21 protein-coding genes are annotated in these 23,020 nt (G+C 38.0%); 5 read left to right on the top strand and 16 right to left on the bottom strand.

The window, feature by feature from the left end:
* Positions 1-77 precede the first annotated feature (77 nt).
* The 6 genes from AVFI_RS04545 to AVFI_RS04520 all read right to left on the bottom strand — a co-directional run bounded on the left by AVFI_RS04545 (position 78) and on the right by AVFI_RS04520 (position 8,314).
* Positions 78-3,260: a sbcc family protein gene (locus AVFI_RS04545; protein ID WP_188863382.1), complete on the bottom strand. Its 3,183-nt coding sequence runs from the start codon at positions 3,258-3,260 to the stop codon at positions 78-80.
* Between the two features lie 2 nt (positions 3,261-3,262).
* Positions 3,263-3,823 carry an ABC-three component system middle component 1 gene (locus AVFI_RS04540; protein WP_188863383.1) on the bottom strand — a complete coding sequence of 187 codons (561 nt, stop codon included), beginning with the start codon at positions 3,821-3,823 and terminating at the stop codon, positions 3,263-3,265.
* The gene (locus tag AVFI_RS04535) at positions 3,813-5,144 is read right to left on the bottom strand and encodes an ABC-three component system protein (RefSeq protein ID WP_188863384.1); all 1,332 of its coding nucleotides are present in this window, start codon (positions 5,142-5,144) and stop codon (positions 3,813-3,815) included. The genes AVFI_RS04540 and AVFI_RS04535 overlap by 11 nt, the downstream gene beginning before the upstream one ends.
* A complete protein-coding gene (locus AVFI_RS04530) occupies positions 5,137-6,216 on the bottom strand; it encodes a ComEC/Rec2 family competence protein (RefSeq protein ID WP_188863385.1) in 1,080 nt (359 codons plus the stop codon). The genes AVFI_RS04535 and AVFI_RS04530 overlap by 8 nt, the downstream gene beginning before the upstream one ends.
* 269 nt (positions 6,217-6,485) lie before the next feature.
* Positions 6,486-7,580: a Fic family protein gene (locus AVFI_RS04525; RefSeq protein WP_188863386.1), complete on the bottom strand. Its 1,095-nt coding sequence runs from the start codon at positions 7,578-7,580 to the stop codon at positions 6,486-6,488.
* 230 nt (positions 7,581-7,810) lie between these two features.
* Complete coding sequence (locus tag AVFI_RS04520; protein WP_065597755.1) at positions 7,811-8,314, bottom strand: YcxB family protein; 504 nt, start codon at positions 8,312-8,314, stop codon at positions 7,811-7,813.
* Between the two features lie 451 nt (positions 8,315-8,765).
* On the opposite strand from AVFI_RS04520, the gene AVFI_RS04515 reads away from it, so the two are divergent.
* Both AVFI_RS04515 and AVFI_RS04510 read left to right on the top strand, forming a co-directional pair.
* Entirely contained in the window at positions 8,766-9,392 is a 627-nt protein-coding gene (locus AVFI_RS04515; protein WP_054775292.1) for a hypothetical protein, read from the top strand.
* 50 nt (positions 9,393-9,442) lie between these two features.
* Positions 9,443-10,117, top strand: a complete 675-nt coding sequence (locus AVFI_RS04510; protein ID WP_054775291.1) for a hypothetical protein — start codon at positions 9,443-9,445, stop codon at positions 10,115-10,117.
* A gap of 86 nt (positions 10,118-10,203) precedes the next feature.
* Here AVFI_RS04510 and AVFI_RS04505 read toward each other — a convergent pair whose 3' ends face one another.
* Positions 10,204-11,751, bottom strand: a complete 1,548-nt coding sequence (locus AVFI_RS04505) for a phospholipase D family protein (RefSeq protein ID WP_188863387.1) — start codon at positions 11,749-11,751, stop codon at positions 10,204-10,206.
* 136 nt (positions 11,752-11,887) lie between these two features.
* Here AVFI_RS04505 and AVFI_RS04500 point away from each other — a divergent pair, with 136 nt between their 5' ends.
* A complete protein-coding gene (locus AVFI_RS04500) occupies positions 11,888-13,612 on the top strand; it encodes a DEAD/DEAH box helicase (protein ID WP_188863388.1) in 1,725 nt (574 codons plus the stop codon).
* A 17-nt stretch (positions 13,613-13,629) separates the two neighbouring features.
* On the opposite strand, the gene AVFI_RS04495 is transcribed toward AVFI_RS04500, so the two are convergent.
* On the bottom strand, positions 13,630-14,055 hold the full coding sequence (locus AVFI_RS04495; RefSeq protein ID WP_054775290.1) for a cytochrome c: 426 nt from the start codon (positions 14,053-14,055) through the stop codon (positions 13,630-13,632).
* 198 nt (positions 14,056-14,253) lie between these two features.
* Here AVFI_RS04495 and rplY point away from each other — a divergent pair, with 198 nt between their 5' ends.
* Together rplY and AVFI_RS04485 are read left to right on the top strand one after the other, a co-directional pair.
* Positions 14,254-14,532: a 50S ribosomal protein L25 gene (gene rplY, locus AVFI_RS04490; RefSeq protein WP_005418367.1), complete on the top strand. Its 279-nt coding sequence runs from the start codon at positions 14,254-14,256 to the stop codon at positions 14,530-14,532.
* A gap of 318 nt (positions 14,533-14,850) precedes the next feature.
* A complete protein-coding gene (locus AVFI_RS04485; protein WP_188863389.1) occupies positions 14,851-15,294 on the top strand; it encodes an META domain-containing protein in 444 nt (147 codons plus the stop codon).
* A 79-nt stretch (positions 15,295-15,373) separates the two neighbouring features.
* On the opposite strand, the gene AVFI_RS04480 is transcribed toward AVFI_RS04485, so the two are convergent.
* Genes AVFI_RS04480 through AVFI_RS04445 form a run of 8 tightly spaced genes read right to left on the bottom strand, consistent with a single transcriptional unit; the run spans position 15,374 to position 22,985 of the window.
* Positions 15,374-16,609 (bottom strand): beta-ketoacyl-ACP synthase, encoded by a 1,236-nt coding sequence (locus AVFI_RS04480; RefSeq protein ID WP_054775289.1) that lies wholly within the window; start codon positions 16,607-16,609, stop codon positions 15,374-15,376.
* Complete coding sequence (locus AVFI_RS04475; protein WP_054775288.1) at positions 16,606-17,331, bottom strand: 3-ketoacyl-ACP reductase FabG2; 726 nt, start codon at positions 17,329-17,331, stop codon at positions 16,606-16,608. The genes AVFI_RS04480 and AVFI_RS04475 overlap by 4 nt, the downstream gene beginning before the upstream one ends.
* Positions 17,332-17,350: 19 nt before the next feature.
* Complete coding sequence (locus AVFI_RS04470) at positions 17,351-17,812, bottom strand: hotdog family protein (RefSeq protein ID WP_188863390.1); 462 nt, start codon at positions 17,810-17,812, stop codon at positions 17,351-17,353.
* Complete coding sequence (locus tag AVFI_RS04465; protein ID WP_054775287.1) at positions 17,812-18,999, bottom strand: beta-ketoacyl-[acyl-carrier-protein] synthase family protein; 1,188 nt, start codon at positions 18,997-18,999, stop codon at positions 17,812-17,814. The genes AVFI_RS04470 and AVFI_RS04465 overlap by 1 nt, the downstream gene beginning before the upstream one ends.
* A 5-nt stretch (positions 19,000-19,004) precedes the next feature.
* Complete coding sequence (locus tag AVFI_RS04460) at positions 19,005-19,631, bottom strand: DUF3261 domain-containing protein (protein WP_188863391.1); 627 nt, start codon at positions 19,629-19,631, stop codon at positions 19,005-19,007.
* Positions 19,621-21,993, bottom strand: a complete 2,373-nt coding sequence (locus AVFI_RS04455; protein ID WP_188863392.1) for an MMPL family transporter — start codon at positions 21,991-21,993, stop codon at positions 19,621-19,623. The genes AVFI_RS04460 and AVFI_RS04455 overlap by 11 nt, the downstream gene beginning before the upstream one ends.
* Positions 21,977-22,597 carry an outer membrane lipoprotein carrier protein LolA gene (locus tag AVFI_RS04450; RefSeq protein ID WP_155661761.1) on the bottom strand — a complete coding sequence of 207 codons (621 nt, stop codon included), beginning with the start codon at positions 22,595-22,597 and terminating at the stop codon, positions 21,977-21,979. The genes AVFI_RS04455 and AVFI_RS04450 overlap by 17 nt, the downstream gene beginning before the upstream one ends.
* A complete protein-coding gene (locus AVFI_RS04445; RefSeq protein ID WP_155650294.1) occupies positions 22,590-22,985 on the bottom strand; it encodes an acyl-CoA thioesterase in 396 nt (131 codons plus the stop codon). Before AVFI_RS04445 ends, AVFI_RS04450 begins: the two co-directional genes overlap by 8 nt.
* Between the last annotated feature and the right edge of the window lie 35 nt (positions 22,986-23,020).

Genomic DNA, 23,020 nt, shown 5'->3' with positions numbered 1-23,020 from the left:
TTTTTTGTGGGATGATTACATTTGACCACTATATTATGAAATGAGCAGTATTTTTGACCGCTCATACGTTATATTAATCAATATCCTTCAATAGAACTATCTTGACTAACTTTACCAAAAGATTTAAGTCTGAGAAATTTAGACGAAAAGCTATCTTGTGGAATTTTTTTCTTTAACAGCTCATGGAAGTTTTCGTCATGCGTTGTAAGAATAATCTGCTTATTAAACTTAACACTAATCATCCGAAGAGTATCAATCAGCCCTAGTGTGTTTATAGCGTCTATGGACTGAACTGGATCGTCAATTAAGATACAATCTACATCATTCCCTTCGTCATCTTTAGCATTTATCGCTCTAGCAAGAAAAATACTTAGCGCTAGTACATTGATTTGTGCCGAACTAAAACTTAATGTTGGAGACATAAGTTGGTTGCTTTTTGTACTTCGAGCAGACACTAATAATTTTGGTTTATCTTCTGCCGTACAGGTGAAAATAATTTCCTTATATTCTGGATGGGGATCAATACTTTGATATATTTTATTAATTAAATCCGTATTAAAGAAAGCGTCAACTCTCGAACTAATTTCCTTTCCTAAAGATAGAGAATCATTCTCTAGCTCAATAGAAATACTGTATAGCTTTTTTAATTTACAACCTATTCCACATAATTTTGATTGGATTTCTGTGATATCTGAATAACCGATCAACTCTTTAGAAATATCTTTAACCGTTGACACTAACGCCAACATATTCTGATTCTTAATATCCTTCAAAGAAATATCATTGATCATATTTTCAATTCTTAACCTGACGAAGGAAGTCAAGTCTTCATTTCTAGTTGAATCATAATCATTCAGAATATTAAAAAACCATGGAATAGTCTTTATAATTACATCCATCTCTTCTTGTAAAACATGGATTTTATCACCTCTTTCTCTTCGCTCTAATTTACCATAAGGGCTTTTTTCGACATGAAGAACAATTTTTTTCTCCGCATCCAATAACTTACTTTTTTCAGCTATGTACTTCGCTAGCTTAGCATCAAGCTCGATAATCAAACTTATCGCTAACTCTGTAATCTCAGCTATAGATGAGCTCTGTTCCAATCTTGAGTTAGTAATGAATTCGTTAAGCTTTACATAACTAGATAGTTTTGCATTGGATACTGAAAGTCTGTTTTCTATATCTTGCAATCTATTTATGTCATCTACGCTCACATTTTCATCTTCAATTTCTTTTTTCAGCACTTCTGCACTAGTGGATAGCTCATCAATACGCTGTATTAATGCAGACCTTCTGCCATCTAGATGGAGGTTGAACTCTTCTTTTGACATATACATAACGGAAGTGTTCAGGATGTCCAATTCTTGTTTGCTTTTAGAAAGCTCCTCTTTATAATTTATAATTTCAATCTCTTTTTTAGCCTTATTTTCATCCAGAAAATCTATTTCTTTCTTTGCTGATACGATATAACTAGAAATAAACTTTTTAAACGATTCAAGTGAAGAGTTCAAACTTTTCTCTAACTTTGATTTATCATCATTGAGCTTGTTAAAGTCGACGACTAAAGACTTCTCTAACTCTGAGAGAGCTGAGTTATTACTAATCCTAGCTAACAATTCTTCATAGCTATCGTTAGGTCTATCGCAAAGAGGACAGTGACTTTGCTGAGTTTCTGAAATTAGAACACTAGCTTTTTCAATTAAAGTCAGAATATCCGAATTTTGTTTTCTAACTTCATTGAGTTTCTGGTACTTGTAATTAATATCTCTATCAATAATTGAAATTTCATCTTCTAGATTTTGATATACATTACTTATCTCACGAAGTAAATCCTTACCTTCCTGTAAAATATTTTCCTTTGCTACCAACTTGTGCACATCATTAATTTTGAAATATTTAATTTCGTCAACTTCTTCTTTAATTGACTTTATTTTTTCAATATAAGTGTCAAATTCCTTATTCAAAAGTTCAGACTTTAATTTGGAATCTCTCTCGGCCTTAATGAGCTTATTAAGTTTAATATATGTATCATTTATCTGAGATTTTTTTGATTTTATTTCACTTAAATTTTTTTCTAGTGCAACTCTTTCCGATATTATTTTAGATAATTTCTTCTTATTATTATCAAGCCTTTCCGACCTAGAGCTTAAGATCTTTTCATGCTCCTTAAGCTCTCGCTCAATGTTAATTTTTTGTAAATACTCTTCCGTGAATTTTGTTGCATCTTCGCAGGTTTGAATTAAATCACTGCGTGCACTTTCTGCATCTTTAATATCATTATCTAATTTAGTCTTCGTTTGAATCACCCCATCTAACTTACTTATATCACCATTTAGAAGTATAATTTTTTCTCTCTCTTCTTTAAATGAGAGATATTGCTGATACATAGATATAGCAAGTTCAATTTTTGATAATTGCGACTCAAAATTTAATACTTTTTCTTTATCAATATTCGATTTTTTTTCGAAGCTATTGTGTAACTCTTTCATTCGAGATGAAAGTGCTAAGTGACTATTTTCACTGTAAGGGGCTGATATTAACGGCAGACTTATATTTATATTAGATTTATTTAACTCGCTAATAATTCGGTTAACTTCATCTACATTATTGAGAATTTCCAGTTGTGCTTTTTCTTCTTTTTCTAATTTCAGCTTCTCAGCAACAAGCTGTTCTTCCTTGTTTGAAATTTCAGACTTAACAGATAGAATAGACGTCCTTACGCGATTGATTTCAACTAACTCATCATCAATCTCTGAGAACTTTAAAAATCTGTCTTCAGAGTTTGTTTCTCGCAAAAATGCATCTATAGACTCTTGGTAAAGCATTGACGATTCAAAATAATTATTGATATTACTCTTGGATTGAATTCTAAGATCTGAGCTATTTCTCTGACTATTTTTATATGAAGATATAAATGGTCTTTCACTTCTGTCTGTAAAAACACTCACTAATGTCTTTAAATTTAGCGGTGCATTCTTATTTCTTATTACTAACTGTTTTTCTCCTTGAGCATTATGCTGTCTACACTCCTCAAGGTTTAACTTTGATAGCTTATCACTACGAACATATCTTGTTATTTTTTTAGTTATAGCAAAATCTATCGCGTCAAAGAACGATGTTTTCCCAAATCCATTAGGTGCAAACAGAGAAATGAAGTTAGCAGGGTTTTCACTATCACTACTAGTAAAATCAAAGGTGCCATCCTCTTTTTGTAAATAGGACTTAAATGCTTGTATTTCAACTTTTTTTAACTTCATTATTATTGACCTAACATTTTATTTATCCAATCAACCCTAGCATCTTTTGAAATTCTATCTCGACCAAACGTAATGTTCTCGTTAGTAATTGACTTTGAGTATTTTCCCAATAATTCTTTCCATTTATCATTATTAGAACTATTGTTCGACAAATCAAAATTTCGAAGAAGCAACCTATTATTTAAAAATGCTATAGTTTTTTCCTTTAACATCTCTTCACTTTCAGTTGAAAGCTCTATAACTAGTTTACGCATGTAAAATTTATCATTCTCAATTTCATATTTTGTTTCTAGGGATACTTCACTTGTAATTACAAATATCAAGTAATTGTTCCACCTTTCAAACTCAGTGGTTTCATTGGTACTTAGGTATTCATAATTTAAAACATCTGCGATATCTTCCCACTGTTCTTTTAAATCACTTTCTTTTTCGAACACTAAACAAAATGCATTTACTATAGCTGACGTAGTCATATTACAAGACAAAACAAATTTTCTTATATCGTAATCTGGTACTAAATCCGAAAAACTATGATTTTCTTCGAAAGATATATCATTCTTCATCAGCTAAAAACTCCCCATAACTATTACTTAAACTCTCTTTCACTTGTTCGCTATCAAATACGGTGTAACGACTATAATCATCTTCATTATCGGACAGGCATTTGTCATTGACTGATGGCCAATGTAATATGTCATTTCTTATGTTACGGTTCCGGTTTACAACTTCTATCCTATGCTTCTGACTACCAATTGAACTAGATATGTCAGTTAACGTCATTTTAGAAACTTTTTTGTCTAATATAGGGTTTCCTACACTAGCGCTTCGTGGCGAGAAGATTAGTATTTTTGACAATTCATTTAGCGGACCAAAGTCAGTTTCTAAAATATATGTTCTAAATAGTTTTTTAAAATTAACGTTCTTATGGTCAAAGACAAATCTAAATTTTACAAACAACTCATCCAAATAGTTTTCATTGCAAGAATCGGAGTCTAACGGCGGGTTTAGAGATAGGTATATCGATAAGAATTCTAAGAACCCCCTCCATAAGCATCTATTGTACAAATCATTCTTCTTTTGTTCATACGTTAATATCTTATTCTCGAACTTTTCTAAAATTGAGTTTGGATTAATCGTCAACGAGTTAGTTACCCCATATTCTTCTAATATGGTACGTAAAAATCCTTTAATTCCATCTAGGCTTTCATCATTCTCTAAATCAACATCTTCGAAAATTATATTTCTATATATTTCAAAGTTTCGAAGATAACTTGGTATCACTAATTGCCAGTTATTTTTATTGAGGATTTGGATGTATCTATCAATCTTTATAGCATCTACTTGACTGTTTGAAGACTCAGGAGTTCTCATACCAATCTCAATAGCCAAAATACTAAAGCTCCCTGTTTCTCGATCAATCGAGAAGATACCACCTCCCGAAAAACCTTCGACATCATCAATTGGCGCAATACCATCTAACAAAAAAATATATTTCTCATCGCCTATATCATGAAGCTCGCAGTTGTATGAACCTAATTGATCTATGACTTTTTCTTGATGTCTATTTTGCTCCGGATATCCATAAAGCTTCAAATTCTGACTGAAGTTTTTGTAATTGCTCTCATAAAAATGTATACCTTCAGCTACTTTAGATACCTTTAGAATGGCAAGATCAATGTCATTATGTTCTAGTTTATCTAAGACTCTGATATCAAGACCATTCACACTTTCAATATGAATATCGTCAATATCTATCTCATTAATCACATGTTTTGCAGTAAAAATATAGGAGTATTCATCAGTGAATGGGCAAATTATTACGCCACTTCCTTCCATAACCTTTACAGTGGAATTCTTAATTGCTTGTAATGCTAATTCATACATTTAAGTGATCTTCACAACTTTTAATTACAACACCTGAGCCTGCTAGCGTTTCTAGCTCTTCTTTAGTAAAGATTTTCTTGATAAGTTGTGGGTAATTAAATATCAAGCTAGGCTTATCTATTGTTTTAATTATTCTTGCTAGTGTTAATTTATTCGGTAAGCCATGTAAGCTACCATCTGTAGATATTATGAAATTCTTACACTCGATCAGGCGCAAAAAATCATAGCTTGTATTATATTTACTTCCATGATGCGAAAGTTTAACACAGTCAATTTTTAGCTTTTTTTCATCAGAGCCTTTATTCCCTTTGCTACTGACCATCTCTGACAAAGAATCACAGATAACATCGTCATGCGCATCTCCTAGAAGCAAAATGTTTTTCGACATATATTCAAAGATAAAAGCTATTGAACTTCCGTTATGAATAGATGTATCTCCCTCAAAAACATCATCTTTAGTCAACTCATCAATACCGGATTTATAATCTTTTGCAGACGCTGATGTTACACTTCTAGGAGCTTCTTTTTCCCACTTATGTAGTAACCTTGACAGCTTTTCTAATGTAGGAGACAACACAGTAATTTTCGCACCATAAAACTCAATTGAATGTCCAGAAACAATCAATTCCTCGTCCCATATACCGAGTTCTGTTATACGTTCTTCTAACGTAACTCCTTGCTTTACACTTGTTTCCCCATCTTTGCTGTTCTTTCTCTCAAGACTTAATTCATTACTCGGAATACTTTCGACGTTAAAATCTCGCTTAATCAACCTTCCTGAGTTAAACCATATGTTGTCACACAAATCGGTAAGCAACTCTCCAGTTTCAAACCCTTTGATAAGTCCACCAATATGATCATCATCAACATGAGTTAGGATCAGCTTATCTACACGCTCACCGTTGTCTCTAAGTTTCTTGAGTGCTTTATAAAGCTCACCTTTCTGTGCGACTGTTTTGTATACAGAGGGCTTACCACCATCAACAAGAATGTTTCGCTTAGTTCCATTATGAACCCAAGATAGCAGGATGCAATCACCGTTTTTTGCTTTTAATACTCGAACCGAAATCATTGAAGGACCTTACTTGGTATAGACGAGGAATATTATACCAATCACAATTATACAAGTGAAATAGGGTGAGCAGGTATTGTGAACCTTATGTTTTTAGATTTATGTAAGATCACTATCTGAACACTGGCTCATTCCTATAAGAATTGGTGATTTGATGTGACCCCACATACGTAAACAGGTTACTGGTATTACAAAATAACACTTTGGTGAAGTGGGTAGTTAATCGCCTGAAAGAAGAAATGGGGCCGAAATGAGTCAGAGCAAACCTCCTACTCCCCCAAAACATAACGAGTGCTACGACCACCAGCCCCTGTTTTAACCAAACAACCAAGTTCAACTAACATTGCTAAATGCCGAGTCGCAGTGGGCTTACTTACCTTGGCTACTTTATGATATTGAGAAGTGTTAATGCCATCTTCAAAATCTCCATCTAACATTCGGTTAAGCACTTTGACTTGCTCTTCTGTCAGCTTAGTTTGATCAACCTTGCGCCAAAAGTTGGTTTTAAAAACCGTTCTATCTATCTCGTTAAAAACTTCTGAAAACGTGCTATCAAGAGTTTCAAAAAACCATTGTAGCCAAGCGGTAATATCTAACTCCTCTTTTTGGGTTTGCTCTAAAATCTCATAATAGCTTTTGCGATTCGCCAAGATACCAACCGACATGGCATAGAATCGAACTGATTGTTGTTCTGCTTGAGCTAATGCGAGATCCGTAAGTAGACGAGTGATTCTTCCATTACCATCATCAAGCGGATGAAGCGTCACAAACCACAAATGCGTTATTGCCGCTCTTAATAGAGGATCTAACGAAGCATCGCTTTTTGATGTGTTGAACCAATCAATAAACTGATTCAATTCAGCATCAAGAATATCTCGGCTTGGCGCTTCAAAATGAACCACAGGACGATCAATGCGGCCAGATACCACTTGCATAGGTGCATCGCCACGCAATTGCCCCCCCACCACAGGGTTAAACATGGTGTAACCTTGAGGAAATAAGCGATCATGCCAGTGTAAAATACGATCGAGCGTTAAAAGAGTATCTAAGTTTTCTACCGCATCAAGCATGATCTCGGCAAGGCCATCAGTCTGCTCTGTAGTTGGAAAAGGTCTTTCTTCACTTAACCCTAATTTATTGGCTAATGAAGAACGCACCGAAAACGCATTTAACGTTTCACCTTCAATTGCGCTTGAGTGGACAATATTGGCGAGTAATGTATCAAGCATGGTTTTTTCTTGGTCTTGACTCGTCATCTTCCCTATCAAGATCCCTTGATTGAATCTTACCGACCTTAATAACGGTTCAATAACTTGTTCATTCCAATAAAAGTGAGGCCATTTATCTTGCTGCCATATCCACATAATGCCTTCCTCTGATCCAATTTAGCTTAATCTAATCACAGTATGATGCGAATAGCACAATTATTCAAATCATTTAATGATGCGAATAACTCATCTATTCAAATCAAAATATGATGTGATTAGAGGTATTATTCGCATCACAGCGAATCAAAATCAATTTTAATGGCTGTAATATTTAGGATTCGAGAGTTAGATAGGTACTAAAAAGCCGCAGTAAAATGCGGCTTAGATTACTTTGCTTTTGATGTTTCGTGCTGCTCTAAAATAAAGGAGATTTCTTCCTCATTTAAGCACGATTTACTGACATATTGGCGCTGTTTTCCAATATGGAAAATAAGCCCTAAATCACTCTGTTCAACTTGGTCGATGTCACTCCAAGCGATAGTGCGGGAGTTTTTGGTGTTTTTAAGACTTTTATAACTCACCCCATTTGCATCAACCTGAAACACGACTTTACTGCCAGAGAGCGAGCTGATGGATTGTCGCCATAGCCACCACGTTCTCTTAAAATAAATACTGAACGCCTCAATAATACTTAACGCAATAAAGAACCAACCAATGTAACCATTAGGCAATAACTCAAGTTTTAATAGCGCCAGACCAAAAAGAAAAAAGAGTATTCCTTTTAAATAGGCTTTTGGAAAGGTAATCGGCTGACTAGTTTGATCATAACATTCTGCAAAGAAGGTCTTGTCGAGAACGTATTCTGTGGTGACACTAAAATCTTTAGGCATATAGGGCTACTTTACGGTTTTATGTGAATGAGTCTTTTATGCTGCCATCTTGCAACTCACCTATTGTATCGTTTATCAGTGTTTTTCTTTAACTATTTTGATGCTTTATTCATTTCGCATTTCCTTCATTTTTAATTTTTGACCGTTAAAAATAGTCTTTTTTCTTCTAATAAGTTATTGATAGGCATAATTAACAAGTTAATAATAAGCTAAGCTTATAACTATCTAAAGCAATCATCATTAGATATCCCCTCCTCGAATTACCATAATCTCTCTCAACAAATAACTCGCATGGATTTGCAAATAGCGTGGTTTTGATTTTTGTTCAGTGGTACTAGGTTGTTGATGTGCCCACAAAGTCTCTGTCATTGCGCCAAAGGAAAGGGTGATATTTTCTACACTGACCAATTTAAGCGTCAGTAAATTTTGATAAGACTTTAGGTGATACATTATGAATAAATCTCTTTTAGCCGTTGTAGTATCAGGTGCTTTATTGTTGTCTGGTTGTTCTTCTTCAAGTGACTCTAGTGGTTCAGGGCAAACAAACCCGCAAACCCCTGTTATTCCTGATATTGATAACTCTCCTGAATGGGGTTTAGATGTTGGTGATACACCTGATTGGGGACTTGCTGATCCTGATTTTGGTCTTCCAACACCATCTGTTCCTGATATCGATAACACACCTGATTGGGGAATAGATACTGGAACGAGTACTCCAGATAGATTACCTCCTGTATGGAGTGGTCCTGAAATGCCACCAATTGATAATGGCCCTGAAGCAAGCTACACCATCTCTGGTAACACCATTACGGATGCTAACGGCAATGTGTTCACAATCACGAGTGTGAATTGGCATGGTCAATCTATGATGATTCAAGATAAAGACGGCAATGAGCATTATGTAAGCATTATTCGCCAAGGTAAGTATGAAGGCGATTTTGGTATCGTTATTGATGGTGAATCAATCATCATTGGTCGTGATACAGTTCAAGGTGGATTACGTCCTCTAATGGAAAATACTGACCAAAATATTGATCGTAATTCTATCCGTGATTCGATCCGCTCTCGCTTAAACTAATCCTTCCTCGCTCCTAGTTACGTACTAGGAGCACCTTTCTAGGTTACAAAATGAAGACCATTTCAATGACTTGCAGCGCAATGATGCTCTGTGGTTCAGCTATTGCTGGAATTGATTTATCAATTGAAAAGGATGTCGTAGAGGTTGGCGTTACCGCCGCAGTAACTAAAAACACCTATTTATACATAGGTGGAGATAACGATAACTGGGTTGGCTTAGGTATTGGTTATCATCAATTTGTTAATCAAAATTGGAAGCTCGCTTCTTATTATGAATACGGCTTAAAAGACGATTGGTTAATGTCTGAAATAGCTGGCATTGATGGTGTAAAAACAAAAACTCACTTTGTAGATCTCTCAGCAGCTCGATTTTTTGATGGGTACTCGACAAAAATAGGCGTGACAACTGAGTTTGTCCGCAATGGATTTACGTGGATTACTGTTGATAACGCAAATAAATATTCAGGTTATGTTTCTGCTGCCAAATACTTTCAACATACTTATATTACGAGTAAGTATGAATTCCATTATGCAGAAGACAGATCGGATATGCTTGATTTCAACCAAGGACAAGCAAGTGAGTTGGAATTCTCAATCGGAACAATGCGTCCTGTATGGCACATCTATCCGTATGCCAAAATCTCTGCTTTCGCCCCTCATGATACTTATTATGGTATGACAGAAACAGAATATAGCTGGACTGTCGGCGGACGAATGTCATTCTAACATCTATTTATGATGTAAATATCGAACGTTAGGGTTTGTGGTAATATCACAAGAAGTTACCACAAGCTCCCTACTCCAAAACTAAATCACAAGTACTTTTCTATTGGTAATAACTGTAAGAATCCAGATTGAAAGCGCTCCCAACGGCCAGTTTCTGGTTCATCTTCCCAACTTTTATCTCCGGAATACCAACGAACATCACCCTCTTGCAGTTTTAGGTGCCAACTGTTTTCTTCATCCATAGCGTGTTCGATATCTTGAGTGAGTTGCTCTGCGATTTTTTGATTTTCAATAATTAAAATCGATTCTGTATTCAAGTACGTTGAACGCAAATTGAAGTTAAAAGAGCCAATACTTGCGATTTTGTCATCAAAAACAGCGGACTTGGCATGAAGTCCATAAGGTAATGTTGGTGCGCATTTAGAAACGTCTTTGGTCGACTCTTCACACAGAGCGGTTTCTGGCTTTAATTCATAAAGTTGGATGCCGTGCTCAAGCATGTCTTTACGGCGACCTGCGTAACCTGAGTGATTAGTGGTTAAATCATTCGATGCCATTGAGTTGGTAAGTGCTTTTATCTCAACGCCTGTATTGATCAGCGCTTGCCATCCTTTAAGTTGGTTATCATCAAAAATAAGGTACGCTGATTCTAATAAGATCTCTTTCTTCGATTCACTGGCTAATTTTCCGAGTGCTTTTGCGGTCTCTTTTGGCTCATCGGTATTGTCTTTATCAAGCGGTACTGGGCGATCAAATACGAACTTAGCATTAACCCAAGTCATTTTATCCATTAGATTAGTTAAGTATTGATGCGCTGTTTTATTTCCCTCTGGTAACGCTGGGTAGTTTTTATAAACAGGTGCATCAATCTCATCTAACACTGGTTGTTTTTGTAAGAGTGGTTCTTGCGAAGCTTCTTTTGCTAATAAATCCACAGGGTAAGACCAACGGCTGTCCCAATACTCGATAAAACTGGTTTGTATATCACGAACAACGGCCCCTCGAACTAACACATCACGGTCACGAAAATTAATCTCATTAGAAAGATCAAAATACTCATCACCAATATTACGTCCACCAACAATAGAAAACACGCCATCTACAGTGAATGATTTATTGTGCATACGACGATTTAAACGAGAAAAATCCCCTAAGAAGTTCACCCACTTTGTGACGCCACGACGAGTGGGAATGGGGTTAAATACTCGGATCTCAACGTGAGGATGCGCGTTTAACGCAACAAGTAGATCTTCACGTTCATTGAGATTGATATCATCCAACATGACACGCACTTTAACACCACGATCTGCTGCCGCTAATAGACGACTTGCAAGGTAATGACCCGAGGCATCTGAGTTCCAAATATAATATTGAATATCAATGCTGTGCTCTGCTGTCTCAATTAATGCCAAACGTTGCGCTAATGCATCCCAACCAGAATCTTGCAGCAACACTGCACTGGTTTCTGATGTTGATGGTTGAGGTTGGTAAGCGGAACTTAACTCAGAAAGTGTGCTGCTTAATGGTGCTGATACTGATTCATTAGTGTGTTCAACCTCATTAGGAAGCGAACCACACCCAGCAAGAATAGCGACAAAAAATAGAGTGACATGAATGCGTTTAAGCACTGACATTTAATAAACTTCCTTTGTTAATGTTGAATAACCAATGCAATATATAAGAACGGTTTTAATCTTAGCAAGAAAACAAAGAGTAATCTTATATATTCTGATATGATGCCTTTTTGCCTTAACTACTGTTTATATATCCATGTATACGTTACGACCTTACCAACAAGATTCTGTTAAAGCGGTTATCCATTATTTCCGAAAACATACGACGCCGGCGGTACTTGTACTGCCTACAGGTGCAGGGAAAAGTTTGGTGATTGCAGAACTAGCACGAATAGCGAAAGGTCGTGTGTTGGTACTTGCTCACGTTAAAGAGCTTGTTGAACAAAACCATGCGAAATATGAAGGTTATGGTCTAGAAGGTGCTATTTTCTCTGCAGGCTTAGGAAGAAAAGAAACCGATAAACAAGTGGTGTTCGCCTCTGTGCAATCTGTGGTTCGTAATCTTGATGAATTTAAAGATCAATTTTCGTTATTGGTTATTGATGAGTGCCACCGTGTGCCAGATAACAAAGACACCAGTTACCGCAAAGTTATTGAGCACTTACAAACTCAAAATTCAGGTATCAAGGTGCTTGGTTTAACCGCGACCCCTTACCGTTTAGGGATTGGTTGGATTTATCAGTATCACACTCGTGGGCAGGTAAAAACCGATACGCCTCGCTTTTTCCGTGATTGTATTTTTGAACTCCCTATTCAATATCTATTAGATGAAGGATTCTTAACGCCAGCCAAACTCTTAGATGCGCCGGTATTAAGTTATGACTTCTCACAGTTAAAACCGGCTTCTACGGGCAAATACAAAGAGTCAGAGTTGGATTTGGTGATTGAAGAATCCAAACGTGCGACCCCACAAATTGTTCAGCAAATTGTGGAATACGCTAAAGACAGAAAAGGCGTGATGATCTTTGCTGCTACCGTTCGTCATGCTCAAGAGATCCTTTCTTTATTGCCACCAACCGAGTCTGAATTGGTTATTGGTGATATTAAATTGGCTGATCGTGATGCCATCATTCAACGGTTTAAAAACCAAGAAACGAAATTTTTAGTGAATGTGTCGGTATTAACAACCGGCTTTGATGCGCCTCATGTTGATTTGATCGCAATTTTGCGTCCAACAGAATCAGTGAGTTTATACCAACAAATTGTCGGTCGTGGACTTCGTCTTGCTGAAGGTAAAATCGAGTGTACGGTCTTAGATTATGCAGGCAACTGTTATGATTTATATCAGCCAGAAGTTGGCGACCCTAAACCCGATAGCAGCAGTGAAATCATTACTATCCCCTGCCCAGCTTGCGGCTTTAATAATAATTTCTGGGGTAAGTTAGACAGTAACGGCTTTTTACTTGAGCATTTTGGCCGTCGCTGCCAAGGTTATTTTGAAGATGATGAAGGCACACGTGAAGAGTGCGGTTATCGTTTTAGAGCTAAATATTGTAATGAATGCGGCGCTGATAATGATATAGCAGCTCGTGTATGCCATGAATGCGATGCCATTTTAGTTGACCCAGATAAGAAGCTGAAAGAAGCCCTAAAACTAAAAGATGCACGGATCTTAAATTGTATCGACCTGACATTAACCGCAGGAAAAAACCAATTTAATAAACCACAAATAAAAGTCACCTATTTTGGGGATGATGATTCTGAAATTCATGAAGTGTGGCAATTAGCCACCAAAAAGCAGAAAGAGCTATTCTTAAAGAGTTTTGTTCGTCCGCATCTTGTTGATAGACATCGTCCATTTGAAGAAACTGCGGCAACAAAAATCGCGAATAACCAACACCGTTTTCGTCCACCTAGCTTTGTGATTGCTCGTAAACAAGGTAAGTTTTGGTCCATTCGCGACAAAATATTTGAAGAGTAGACGTTTTTAAAACACGCTTACCATAGAGAACGATAACTCATATGACATGAGCGGCATTGAGAATAAGCGCCACTGAGTGCTTCCCTTGCTGCTTGTTCATCTTTATTTTTCGCCGCTTTATCTAATAATTGAAACTGCTCTGCAAGTACCGTGAACTTTTCTTCAAACTCTGGCTTTTGTTGCCAAATTTTGGTTCTTGCTCGGCTGTTATCTGCACTGCCTTCTGGAAACAGTGTTTTTTGCTCTTGTACCGTTAAATAGGCGCTCTTAGCTAATGGTATAATTCTATCCCAATCCACCACTTCATTATCAAACGCGTAATCCAATTGATCGGCGGTTGCATCTAAGTGCTGAAAATTATTTTGTCGCTGCTCTATCTCGCCAGAAAAGTCATTGGCCATTAAAGAACAAGAAAATAGACCCAATATCGCTATTTTTTTCATATCAACTCCGTTTGATTTGATAGTATCGGTTTTTAAGAGCCAGATTAGCAAATTCTCTTGGTAAATTCACGAAAATAGGTTGTGAGTTAACCGAGTGAATGCTATTATCCGCGCTCGTTTTTCGAAACGAAAAGTCTGTTAAGTTAGGTCGCTAAGCTTAACGGCATTTATTTATTTTACTATTTGAGAGTAAAGACTATGAAATTTGAAGCAGTAGTACGTACTGAACAAGGTAAGGGTGCGAGCCGCCGCCTTCGTCACGCTGGCCAATTCCCAGCAATCGTTTATGGTGGTACAGAAGCGCCAGTTTCTATCGCACTAGACCATGACGCAGTGATCAACCAAATGGACAAGCCAGCATTTTACGAAGCAATTGAGCTAGTAATCGATGGCGCTGTTGTTAAGGTTAAACCGCAAGACGTTCAACGTCACGCGTTTAAGCCTAAAGTTGAGCACATGGACTTCATCCGCATCTAATTCGAGTCTGTTTTACTCTTTTGCATTATTGCTATTTCTTTCTTACCAATTGAAATAACAAACCCTTTAAAGCCCTGATATTACCAGTATCGGGGCTTTAATCTATCTGGTACTTTGTTTTTTCCTTTTCCTCCCCTACCTTCTACCTATTCATCTTAAATATAATTGAAATCCTGCTCATATCGCATTCTTATTTTTAAAACACAAACTAATTGAACACCGTTTTTTACGTACTTTTGACATTAGGCATTTTTAAATTTTTATACTAAAATGAATTGAATATTAGGTAGTTCCTAATAAATCTCTCTAGGAGTTAAAATGAAAAAATTATTAGTTGCTGTATCTCTTCCTGTATTAATGGCTGCTTGTGCAAGCAATGGTGATAACAACACTGACGCACAAATCTCTGCAGACATGCTTCAACACCACAACTGGCAGTTAACTCAAGTTGATGGTAAAGACATCACTACTCCAGAAAAAATGGAAGCTCCACGTCTTGAAATCGGCGAAAAGATGACAGCAAATGGTAATGCTGGCTGTAACAACTTCTTTGGCCAAGCTGAGCTAAATGAAGAAGGTCAATTCCGCATTGAGAAAATGGGAATGACAATGAAAATGTGTATGGGTGATGTGATGACTACAGAACAAGCTGTGTCTAGCACTCTATCTACTTGGAGTGACATTACACTAACTAAAGAAGGTCTTATCCTTAAAGGCCAAGAGCACGAGCTAACTTTCACACTACGTGACTGGGTAAACTAATTTAGCTTTGCTTTTTAAAGACACAAAAAAACCGGTGAATTTCTTCACCGGTTTTTTATTATTTGTTATTTAGGCAGCGCTACTCTTCAGTCCAACGCTTAAAGATAAGTGATGTATTAATACCACCAAAAGCAAAGTTGTTACTCATGATGTAATCACACTCAATTTCACGACCAGTGCCTGTAATGTAATCTAACTTACCGCAACGCTCATCTACATTATTTAAGTTCAATGTTGGGCTAAACCAATTGTTACGCATCATCTCAATGGATAGCCACGCTTCAATCGCACCACATGCGCCTAATGTATGACCAAAATAAGACTTCAATGAACTGATTGGCATCGATGAGCCAAATACGTTCTCTGTTGCTGTACTTTCTGCGATATCACCACGTTCTGTCGCGGTACCGTGCGCTGAAACATAACCAATTTTCTCTGGCGCTAAGTTGGCATCTTTTAATGACATTTCCATACACAGTTGCATGGTTTCCATTTGTGGTTGTGTTACATGGGCTGCATCACAGTTACTTGCAAAACCAACTAGCTCTGCGTAAATCGTTGCGCCACGAGCTTTAGCGTGTTCATATTCTTCAAGAACTAAGGCACCAGCACCTTCACCAATAACAAGACCATCACGATCTTGGTCATATGGACTTGGGGATGTTTTTGGCGCATCATTTTTTAAACTTGTTGCAAATAAAGTATCAAATACCGCTGATTCTGTTGGACATAACTCTTCAGCACCACCTGCAACCATTGCCGTTTGATAACCGTGTTTGATCGCTTCATAAGCGTAACCTATGGCTTGGCTTCCTGAGGTACATGCGCTACTGGTTGGAATAACTCGACCACGTAAACCAAAGAATAAACCGACGTTAACCGCTGCGGTATGTGGCATCATTTGCACATAGGTTGTTGCCGTAATAGCGCGAGTTGATTTCTCATTCAGCATCACACCAAAGGCACCAACGGCATCGGTAGAACCAGTTGAGGAACCAAAGGCAATGCCGGTTTGACCATTGGTTAAGATGTCATTTCCAATAAGACCACTTTGCTCTAAGGCTTGCTCTGAAGCAACGGTAGATAACAAAGAAACACGTCCCATAGAGCGAATTTTCTTACGGGTATAATGTTTTGGTAGCGTGAAGTCATCAATAGGTGCTGCTAGCTTCGTATTAAGGCCGTCATAGACTTCAAAGCTTGGCATGTATTGAGTGGCATTTTCACATTTACGTAGGTTTTCGCCTACGGTGTTCCAATCACTACCTAAAGCGGTAACACCTGACATACCGGTTACAACTACGCGACGACTCATACTAGACCACCATTAATTGAAATTACTTGGCGAGTCACATAACCCGCAACATCTGACATTAAGTAACTTACTAAACCTGCGACTTCTTCTGGCTCACCCATTCTACGAAGTGGTACTTGTGGCAATGCGTGCTCTTTTACATGCTCATCAACCATGCCTGTATCAATTAAGCCAGGTGCAACACAGTTTACTGTAATTTTTCGTTTTGCTAGCTCTAAAGCAAGAGATTTGGTTGCACCAATGACGCCTGCTTTTGCTGCGCTGTAGTTCGTTTGACCGCGGTTACCCATGATGCCTGACACCGATGCAAGCGTCACAATTCGACCGCCTTTTCGCTTTTGAACCATCGGCATAACACAAGGGTGAAGTACATTATAAAAACTGTCTAAATTGGTGTGAATTACGCCATCCCACTCTTCTTCTGTCATCGCAGGGAAAGCGGTATCACGAGTAATGCCGGCATTACTTACCACACCATAATATGCACCATGAGTTTCGATATCGCTCTCAAGTGCCTCTTTACATTGTGGACGGTCACTAATATCAAACTGAATTAAGCGCCCTTCACCACCGTGCTCTTGAATTGCTGCTAACGTTGTCTCTGCGCCAGCTTTATCACTCATATAATGAACAACAATATAAAAGCCATCCTTTGCTAGTTGCTCTGAAATTGCGCGACCAATGCCTTTACTGGCGCCTGTCACTAATACTTGTCTTTTCATGATGTCCTCTACTACTGCGTTACTGCTTTGGCGTTAAGAGCTCTTCTAATTTTTCTTCTGTTGGCACGAACACGTTTAATTGGCTCGATGCCAACTGTTGTCCTTTGTACTCAATATAACAACTGAATACGGCCATGCCATTATTCTCTAGTACTTGCTCTGCAAAAATGTCGAGTGTGTCGCCTTGTTGAAACTCGCTGCACTCAGCTTGGTATTTACGGCTGCCAAGCAAAAAGCCTATTGGTGACTTATTGCCTTTTTTCCACGCATGATAGCCAGACCAACCCGCAATACTTTGCGCCATGAACTCAATACCAACCCAAGCGGGAACGGTTTTCGTCTCATGATTAAAAAATACATTATTCTCACCGATTGTCACCTGACAATGAACCGATAAGTCATTTACCTCAATCAACTCATCAACCAGAGCTAATGGAGTATCATGGGGCAAAAGGTCGATTAAAGGAGGAATACTACTCATCAAATACATCCAAAAATTAAACTGATGTTATTACCGCCAAAGGCAAATGAATTACTAATAACGGCTTTTTTTCTTAGTGGTTGATCAACCACAAGCTGAATATCAGCCAGTGCATCATCTTGCTGTCCGTCATTAATCTGCTTAGGTAGCGGTAAATTATACTTTAAAATATGCCAACAAATGCTTGCTTCAATGATACCTGCGGCACCTAATGTATGACCCGTTAACGGCTTTGTTGAACTCACTGGTACAGAATCACCAAATACAGCATGAACCGCTTTAGATTCCATCGCATCATTCAACGGCGTAGCAGTTCCATGAGCATTGATATAACCAATATCTTCTGGCGTTAACCCTGCATCATTAAGTGCTTTGTTCATCGCTTCAATCGCTCCTTTCCCTTCTGGGTGTGGCGCTGAAATATGGTGAGCATCCGAACTGTCTCCTGCTCCTAGTAGAGCAATTGGATCATCAGAGTCTTTTTGCTCTGCACTTAACAACATATACGCACTCGCTTCACCAATGTTTATCCCTTTTCGATTAGGACTAAACGGCAAACAATACTCATTTGATAATGCTTCTAGACTATTGAATCCATTAAGCGTTAAACGGCATAAACTGTCTGTTCCACCGATAATTACTGCATCAACAAACCCTGCTTTTAGTAAACGCTTTGCTGATAAGAAAATACGACCACTTGAGGAGCAAGCGGTTGAAATAGCATACGTTGGTCCATCGATATTAAGGTATTGAGCAATAAAATCTGCAGGGTTTCCTAACTCTTGTTGTTTATAACTATAACCTGCAGGAAAAACACCTTGCTCCATCTTCTCTTTTAAAGCGACTTCACCATCAGAGATCCCTGAGGTACTTGTGCCAACAATAACAGCAATACGATCTGAACCGTATTTCTCTTTTACGGCTTTAATTTGGGGTTCGATTTGCTGTAAAGCTGACAGAACTAGCTGATTATTTCTTGTATCCCAATGAGACAAATGCTCAGGAACTAAAGGCAATTCACCTAATGCCTTACCAACTACTGTTGCTTTACCATCATTGAGCCAACCAGTCTCTTTATGCATTGATGGTGCTTTATTTCCACTCAATACTTGATGGATTTCATCAACCTCTTTACCCATGGCTGAATGTGAGCCACACGCATGTATATATAAAGGAAAGTCACTCATTTAATTTATCCGTTATTATTTTGAGTTGTTGTATTTGAATGCGAGAACGTTTTAATTTTTATGACATAACCAAAGTCTGGACTTGTTAACACAATTTCACCACTTAATTTGTCTGTGATGTCATCATAACGAGCATCAAGGATCGTTTTTCCTGATTCATTCACTAATGTTCTATGATTGTCATGTTCGTTTAGTTGCCAGCCAATGCTAGTTAAACTTCCTTGCCATGCTTCCAGTGGCCACAAGGTAATCATGACATTAAATAGCACTTGTTCTGGCGGTGGTAGTGTGTCACTTAGCCCTGCCATTACGTAAGTATCTAACGTTTGACCATCATAATCTAAGCTTAATAAACGAGAACCCCATGAGGCAAAGCCAGCTAATACCAAGTCATTACCTGTCAGTTGCAGTTGAACAGGAAGCTGATTCTTTTTTCCTTGCCATTCTACTGAGATTAACTGACTAAGTGATAAGTCACTGCCATACTCTTCAGGCTGAGGTAAAGTAACAAATTGTCCTTGTGACACTTCAACTTGATTCGGTTGCTTTATTGGCTTAGCTGCACATCCCATCAAAAGAAAGGATAGAACAAGCGCTATAAGATGGTGGACTTTTATGGCCTTATGATGCATCTTTTTTCTCCGAATACGTATTGATGTGCCCTTTACTCTCTTTATTTTGTTGGCTTAACGGAGCCAGTAACCAAGCAACGATAATCCCGGTTAGTACCGTAATACCGAAGCTATGAATCGCTTGGGTTTCACTCAAGGCCAATAAACCAAATGACAAAATCGTCGTTAACGCAGATAAAGAAATCGCTAATAACGTGCTTTCTTTATGTGAATCATCACTTTGCTTATTCTGCTCTGCGAAAAACAAGGTGTAGTCTATTCCTATCCCTAAAATCAACATCAAGGCGAGTAAGTTAAACAAATTCAACGGTACGCCAGTTAAAACGGTTACAGCTAAACCGGCGCAACCCGCTATAAATGGTGGCAATACAATTAAAAACGCCTGTTTCATTTTATAGCGAGGTAACAACAGTAAGAAAATAGCGGCATAAGCAAACAATAATAGCTCGGTAATACGATGTCGATAATCGGCAAATAAACGAGAGATCTCTTCTGCTTTATTTAAATAAGTAATGTGATTATCCGCTGCAAATGCCTGTAACTCACTACTGTTCACTTCTTGATTGAAAGTAATCACCGAAGCAAATACACCATCGATTTTACCTAACCATAAAAAACCAACCGTGTCTGATATTGGTGACGCTAAGAAGCCATTTATAGTCAAAGGCTGATATTGTTGTGAAAAATCCAGCGCTGTTTTTTGCTGTATGACACTTTGATAATACTCAGATTGTTGCTGATACAGGAGTTTAACTAATTGGTAATTTTCTTGTTGTCTTTTTTGTGACGGTACATAACGGCTTATGGATTGATAGCCACCGAAATCACCACGTTTATCCAGTTTAGTCGATATGGTTTCTAACTTTTGCAGTAATCCTTCTTCAGAACTGTCTCGTACAAGCAATAGTTGCTGAGAGCCACCGACACCTGTAATCGCTTTTATCTCTCTCTCTTGCTGTTGCAGTGCATGTGGTAAAGCTTGAAGCTGACGAATATCATCATCATATTTCGCCATATAGACACCAAAGCTTGCAGCAATCAATAAACTTAATGGTAAGACTAATCGAATAAGCGGTTGTTGCCACACTAAGAGCCACTGACTCAGCGCTCGCTGCATCGGTACTCGGTTATATTGATTTGGTTTACTTGCCAGTACTGGATACCAACATACCACGGTAAAATAAGCTGCTGTTAAACCAATGGCGGAGAATAAGGATAATTGCTGTAATCCTGGGAAAGGCGCAATAAGCATACCTAAATAACCAATTAAACTGGTAATTAATCCCAAGGTAATGGCAGGAAACAACTGTTGAATACCCACCACTGAATTCCATTTTTTACCCGCATGAAGTCGATCGGTTAAAAAGTGAAATGCATAATCAATAGAAACCCCAATTAAGCTGGCACCAAAAACCAAACTAAAGAGGTGAATCGTTCCAAATAAAGCGACCGTCAATACATAGGCACAAGCAAGTCCCGTTGAAATGGAAAGTAAAGCCAGTGCCAAAGGCAAAGTGCTACGATAAACCAAAAAGACAAGAACAATTATCCCGATAAGAGACCCAAGACCAATAGTGCTGATCTCTCCTTTGGCACTTTCTGTCCCATGGGCTGCATAAAAGATCACACCTGTATGTTGAATATTAACCGAGAATGTTTTTGATACTTTGCTTTCAAGTGACAATAGTTGAGGTAATTGCTGCTGCAAAGAGAGTTGGTATGATGATCCTGATAGATCGGCGGTGATCACAACGTATTCTTTATCATCGTGTTTGGCAATCAGATAGCCGTTCTCTACTTGAACATTACCTGAGCTTTGAGTTAACCCTGATAAATAATCTCGAAATAACAAGAAAGGATCGTTCTCTAACTCCCCTCCCGTCACACCTGAAAAAGGATTGTATAGTGCGTGTAATACCTTTTGAACTTGCTGTTCTGGTGCTTGTTCTAATTGTTGGGTTTGCTGTGCTGTCAGTAACTGAGCGCGAGCAGGAAAATAAAATTTCCCCCACGCTTGTTGTTGCTCAGGACTTATCGTTGCCGTTACCGAGTCAAACATAGGTAACGCAACCAGTTCTTCATTAAACTGATCAACCGCTTCAATCAGTTTTTTACTGTCACCTTGGGTTTGGCTAACTACAAACACCACTTTGTCACTCATGGTGTTAGCAATATTATCAAACGCTTGCTGAGCAACTTTATCTTGTTGATTATCAGGTAATAATGCCAAGATATTAGTTTCTATTGGCAGTGCACCTTTGGTTGTACATTGATAACCAAATACCCCAGCTATTCCTAATAGAGCCAATGCCCAAACCAGAGCTAAAACTCGTGGCTTTATCCAATTAGAATTCGAAAACACGTAACTCTTCTTCTGTTAAGGTCGCAGGTTCTGTCGACTGATTAGTAAATACCATTTCAGTTACGTCACCTCGCACTTCACTTAATACCACTCGATTTAAATAGTCATTACCCTCAATTTTTATGGTTTTAAATACGCTGTCAATTGGGGCTTTGGTTGGAGTGAGTATGAGTGTCCAAGCGTCTTTTTCACCCGTTAATTGCAAAGTGAAATTTGCTTTAATGGATTCCGTATCGCCTTTAAATAAAGATAGAAATAGACGAGTAAAATAAAACGCCATTGGATTATCTGAATCCGTCATGACTTGAGTGTCACCATTAATGGATTGGCGAAGTTTGTTCTGCGTTAAAGTCAACGCAATCGGAAAAGGCGTTGTTTGTTGCCACAATAACCCCTTTTCATGATCCAACAAAAAAGTACCTGATGTCGATAGTGGCTGTGCAAACATCTGCATAGTTCTTACTTGTTTAAAATCACCACGAACAAGCGTCGATTTTGCGAGTTGCTGCTGCAAGTCATCAACACTAAATGCAAAGCTATTTACGCTAAAAAGCATAACAAACGATGTCACCAATAATGACCAATAACGTTTAACATTAAGCATTATGATAAGCCTCTACTTTATCGGTAAATACACGAGGAGAAACAAAGCACATTTCTTCAGTTTCTATGCTTACCGCTACTTGCATTGTATGGGCTTTAGTCATTCGTACGTTGGTTTCTGCATCATAAATAACATAATCAACACGCATGCGGTTTTCCCATTCCGTTAGTGTCGCCTCCACTCGGATCTTATGATCGTAAGGAATGGATTTAACGTACTTAACACGAGTGTCAATGATGGGCCAAACATAGCCTGACGCCATCATATCTCGATAGCTATAACCGATTTTTTCAAGCATTTCATGACGTGCTTTTTCAAAAAATCGGAAATAATTACCGTGATACACAACCCCCATCGGATCCGCATCCTGAAAGGCGGTTGTGATCATCACTTCTGCGCTTAATACATTCACTGGCTTAGCTT

Origin of the sequence: Aliivibrio fischeri ATCC 7744 = JCM 18803 = DSM 507, assembly GCF_023983475.1 — a bacterium.
GTDB classification, from domain to species: Bacteria; Pseudomonadota; Gammaproteobacteria; order Enterobacterales; family Vibrionaceae; genus Aliivibrio; species Aliivibrio fischeri.
The sequence above is the reverse complement of the archived record's forward strand: the minus strand, read 5'-3'. Positions and strand labels throughout refer to the sequence as shown.

Coding starts and splice junctions, on each gene's coding strand:
- AVFI_RS04485 (WP_188863389.1), top strand. CDS start 14,851: ATGAAAAAATTATTAGTTGCTGTATCTCTTCCTGTATTAATGGCTGCT.
- AVFI_RS04515 (WP_054775292.1), top strand. CDS start 8,766: ATGAATAAATCTCTTTTAGCCGTTGTAGTATCAGGTGCTTTATTGTTG.
- AVFI_RS04545 (WP_188863382.1), bottom strand. CDS start 3,260: ATGAAGTTAAAAAAAGTTGAAATACAAGCATTTAAGTCCTATTTACAA.
- AVFI_RS04505 (WP_188863387.1), bottom strand. CDS start 11,751: ATGTCAGTGCTTAAACGCATTCATGTCACTCTATTTTTTGTCGCTATT.
- AVFI_RS04450 (WP_155661761.1), bottom strand. CDS start 22,597: ATGCTTAATGTTAAACGTTATTGGTCATTATTGGTGACATCGTTTGTT.
- AVFI_RS04445 (WP_155650294.1), bottom strand. CDS start 22,985: ATGATCACAACCGCCTTTCAGGATGCGGATCCGATGGGGGTTGTGTAT.
- AVFI_RS04530 (WP_188863385.1), bottom strand. CDS start 6,216: ATGATTTCGGTTCGAGTATTAAAAGCAAAAAACGGTGATTGCATCCTG.
- AVFI_RS04470 (WP_188863390.1), bottom strand. CDS start 17,812: ATGAGTAGTATTCCTCCTTTAATCGACCTTTTGCCCCATGATACTCCA.
- AVFI_RS04480 (WP_054775289.1), bottom strand. CDS start 16,609: ATGAGTCGTCGCGTAGTTGTAACCGGTATGTCAGGTGTTACCGCTTTA.
- AVFI_RS04500 (WP_188863388.1), top strand. CDS start 11,888: ATGTATACGTTACGACCTTACCAACAAGATTCTGTTAAAGCGGTTATC.
- AVFI_RS04540 (WP_188863383.1), bottom strand. CDS start 3,823: ATGAAGAATGATATATCTTTCGAAGAAAATCATAGTTTTTCGGATTTA.
- rplY (WP_005418367.1), top strand. CDS start 14,254: ATGAAATTTGAAGCAGTAGTACGTACTGAACAAGGTAAGGGTGCGAGC.
- AVFI_RS04535 (WP_188863384.1), bottom strand. CDS start 5,144: ATGTATGAATTAGCATTACAAGCAATTAAGAATTCCACTGTAAAGGTT.
- AVFI_RS04465 (WP_054775287.1), bottom strand. CDS start 18,999: ATGAGTGACTTTCCTTTATATATACATGCGTGTGGCTCACATTCAGCC.
- AVFI_RS04525 (WP_188863386.1), bottom strand. CDS start 7,580: ATGTGGATATGGCAGCAAGATAAATGGCCTCACTTTTATTGGAATGAA.
- AVFI_RS04495 (WP_054775290.1), bottom strand. CDS start 14,055: ATGAAAAAAATAGCGATATTGGGTCTATTTTCTTGTTCTTTAATGGCC.
- AVFI_RS04510 (WP_054775291.1), top strand. CDS start 9,443: ATGAAGACCATTTCAATGACTTGCAGCGCAATGATGCTCTGTGGTTCA.
- AVFI_RS04475 (WP_054775288.1), bottom strand. CDS start 17,331: ATGAAAAGACAAGTATTAGTGACAGGCGCCAGTAAAGGCATTGGTCGC.
- AVFI_RS04520 (WP_065597755.1), bottom strand. CDS start 8,314: ATGCCTAAAGATTTTAGTGTCACCACAGAATACGTTCTCGACAAGACC.
- AVFI_RS04460 (WP_188863391.1), bottom strand. CDS start 19,631: ATGCATCATAAGGCCATAAAAGTCCACCATCTTATAGCGCTTGTTCTA.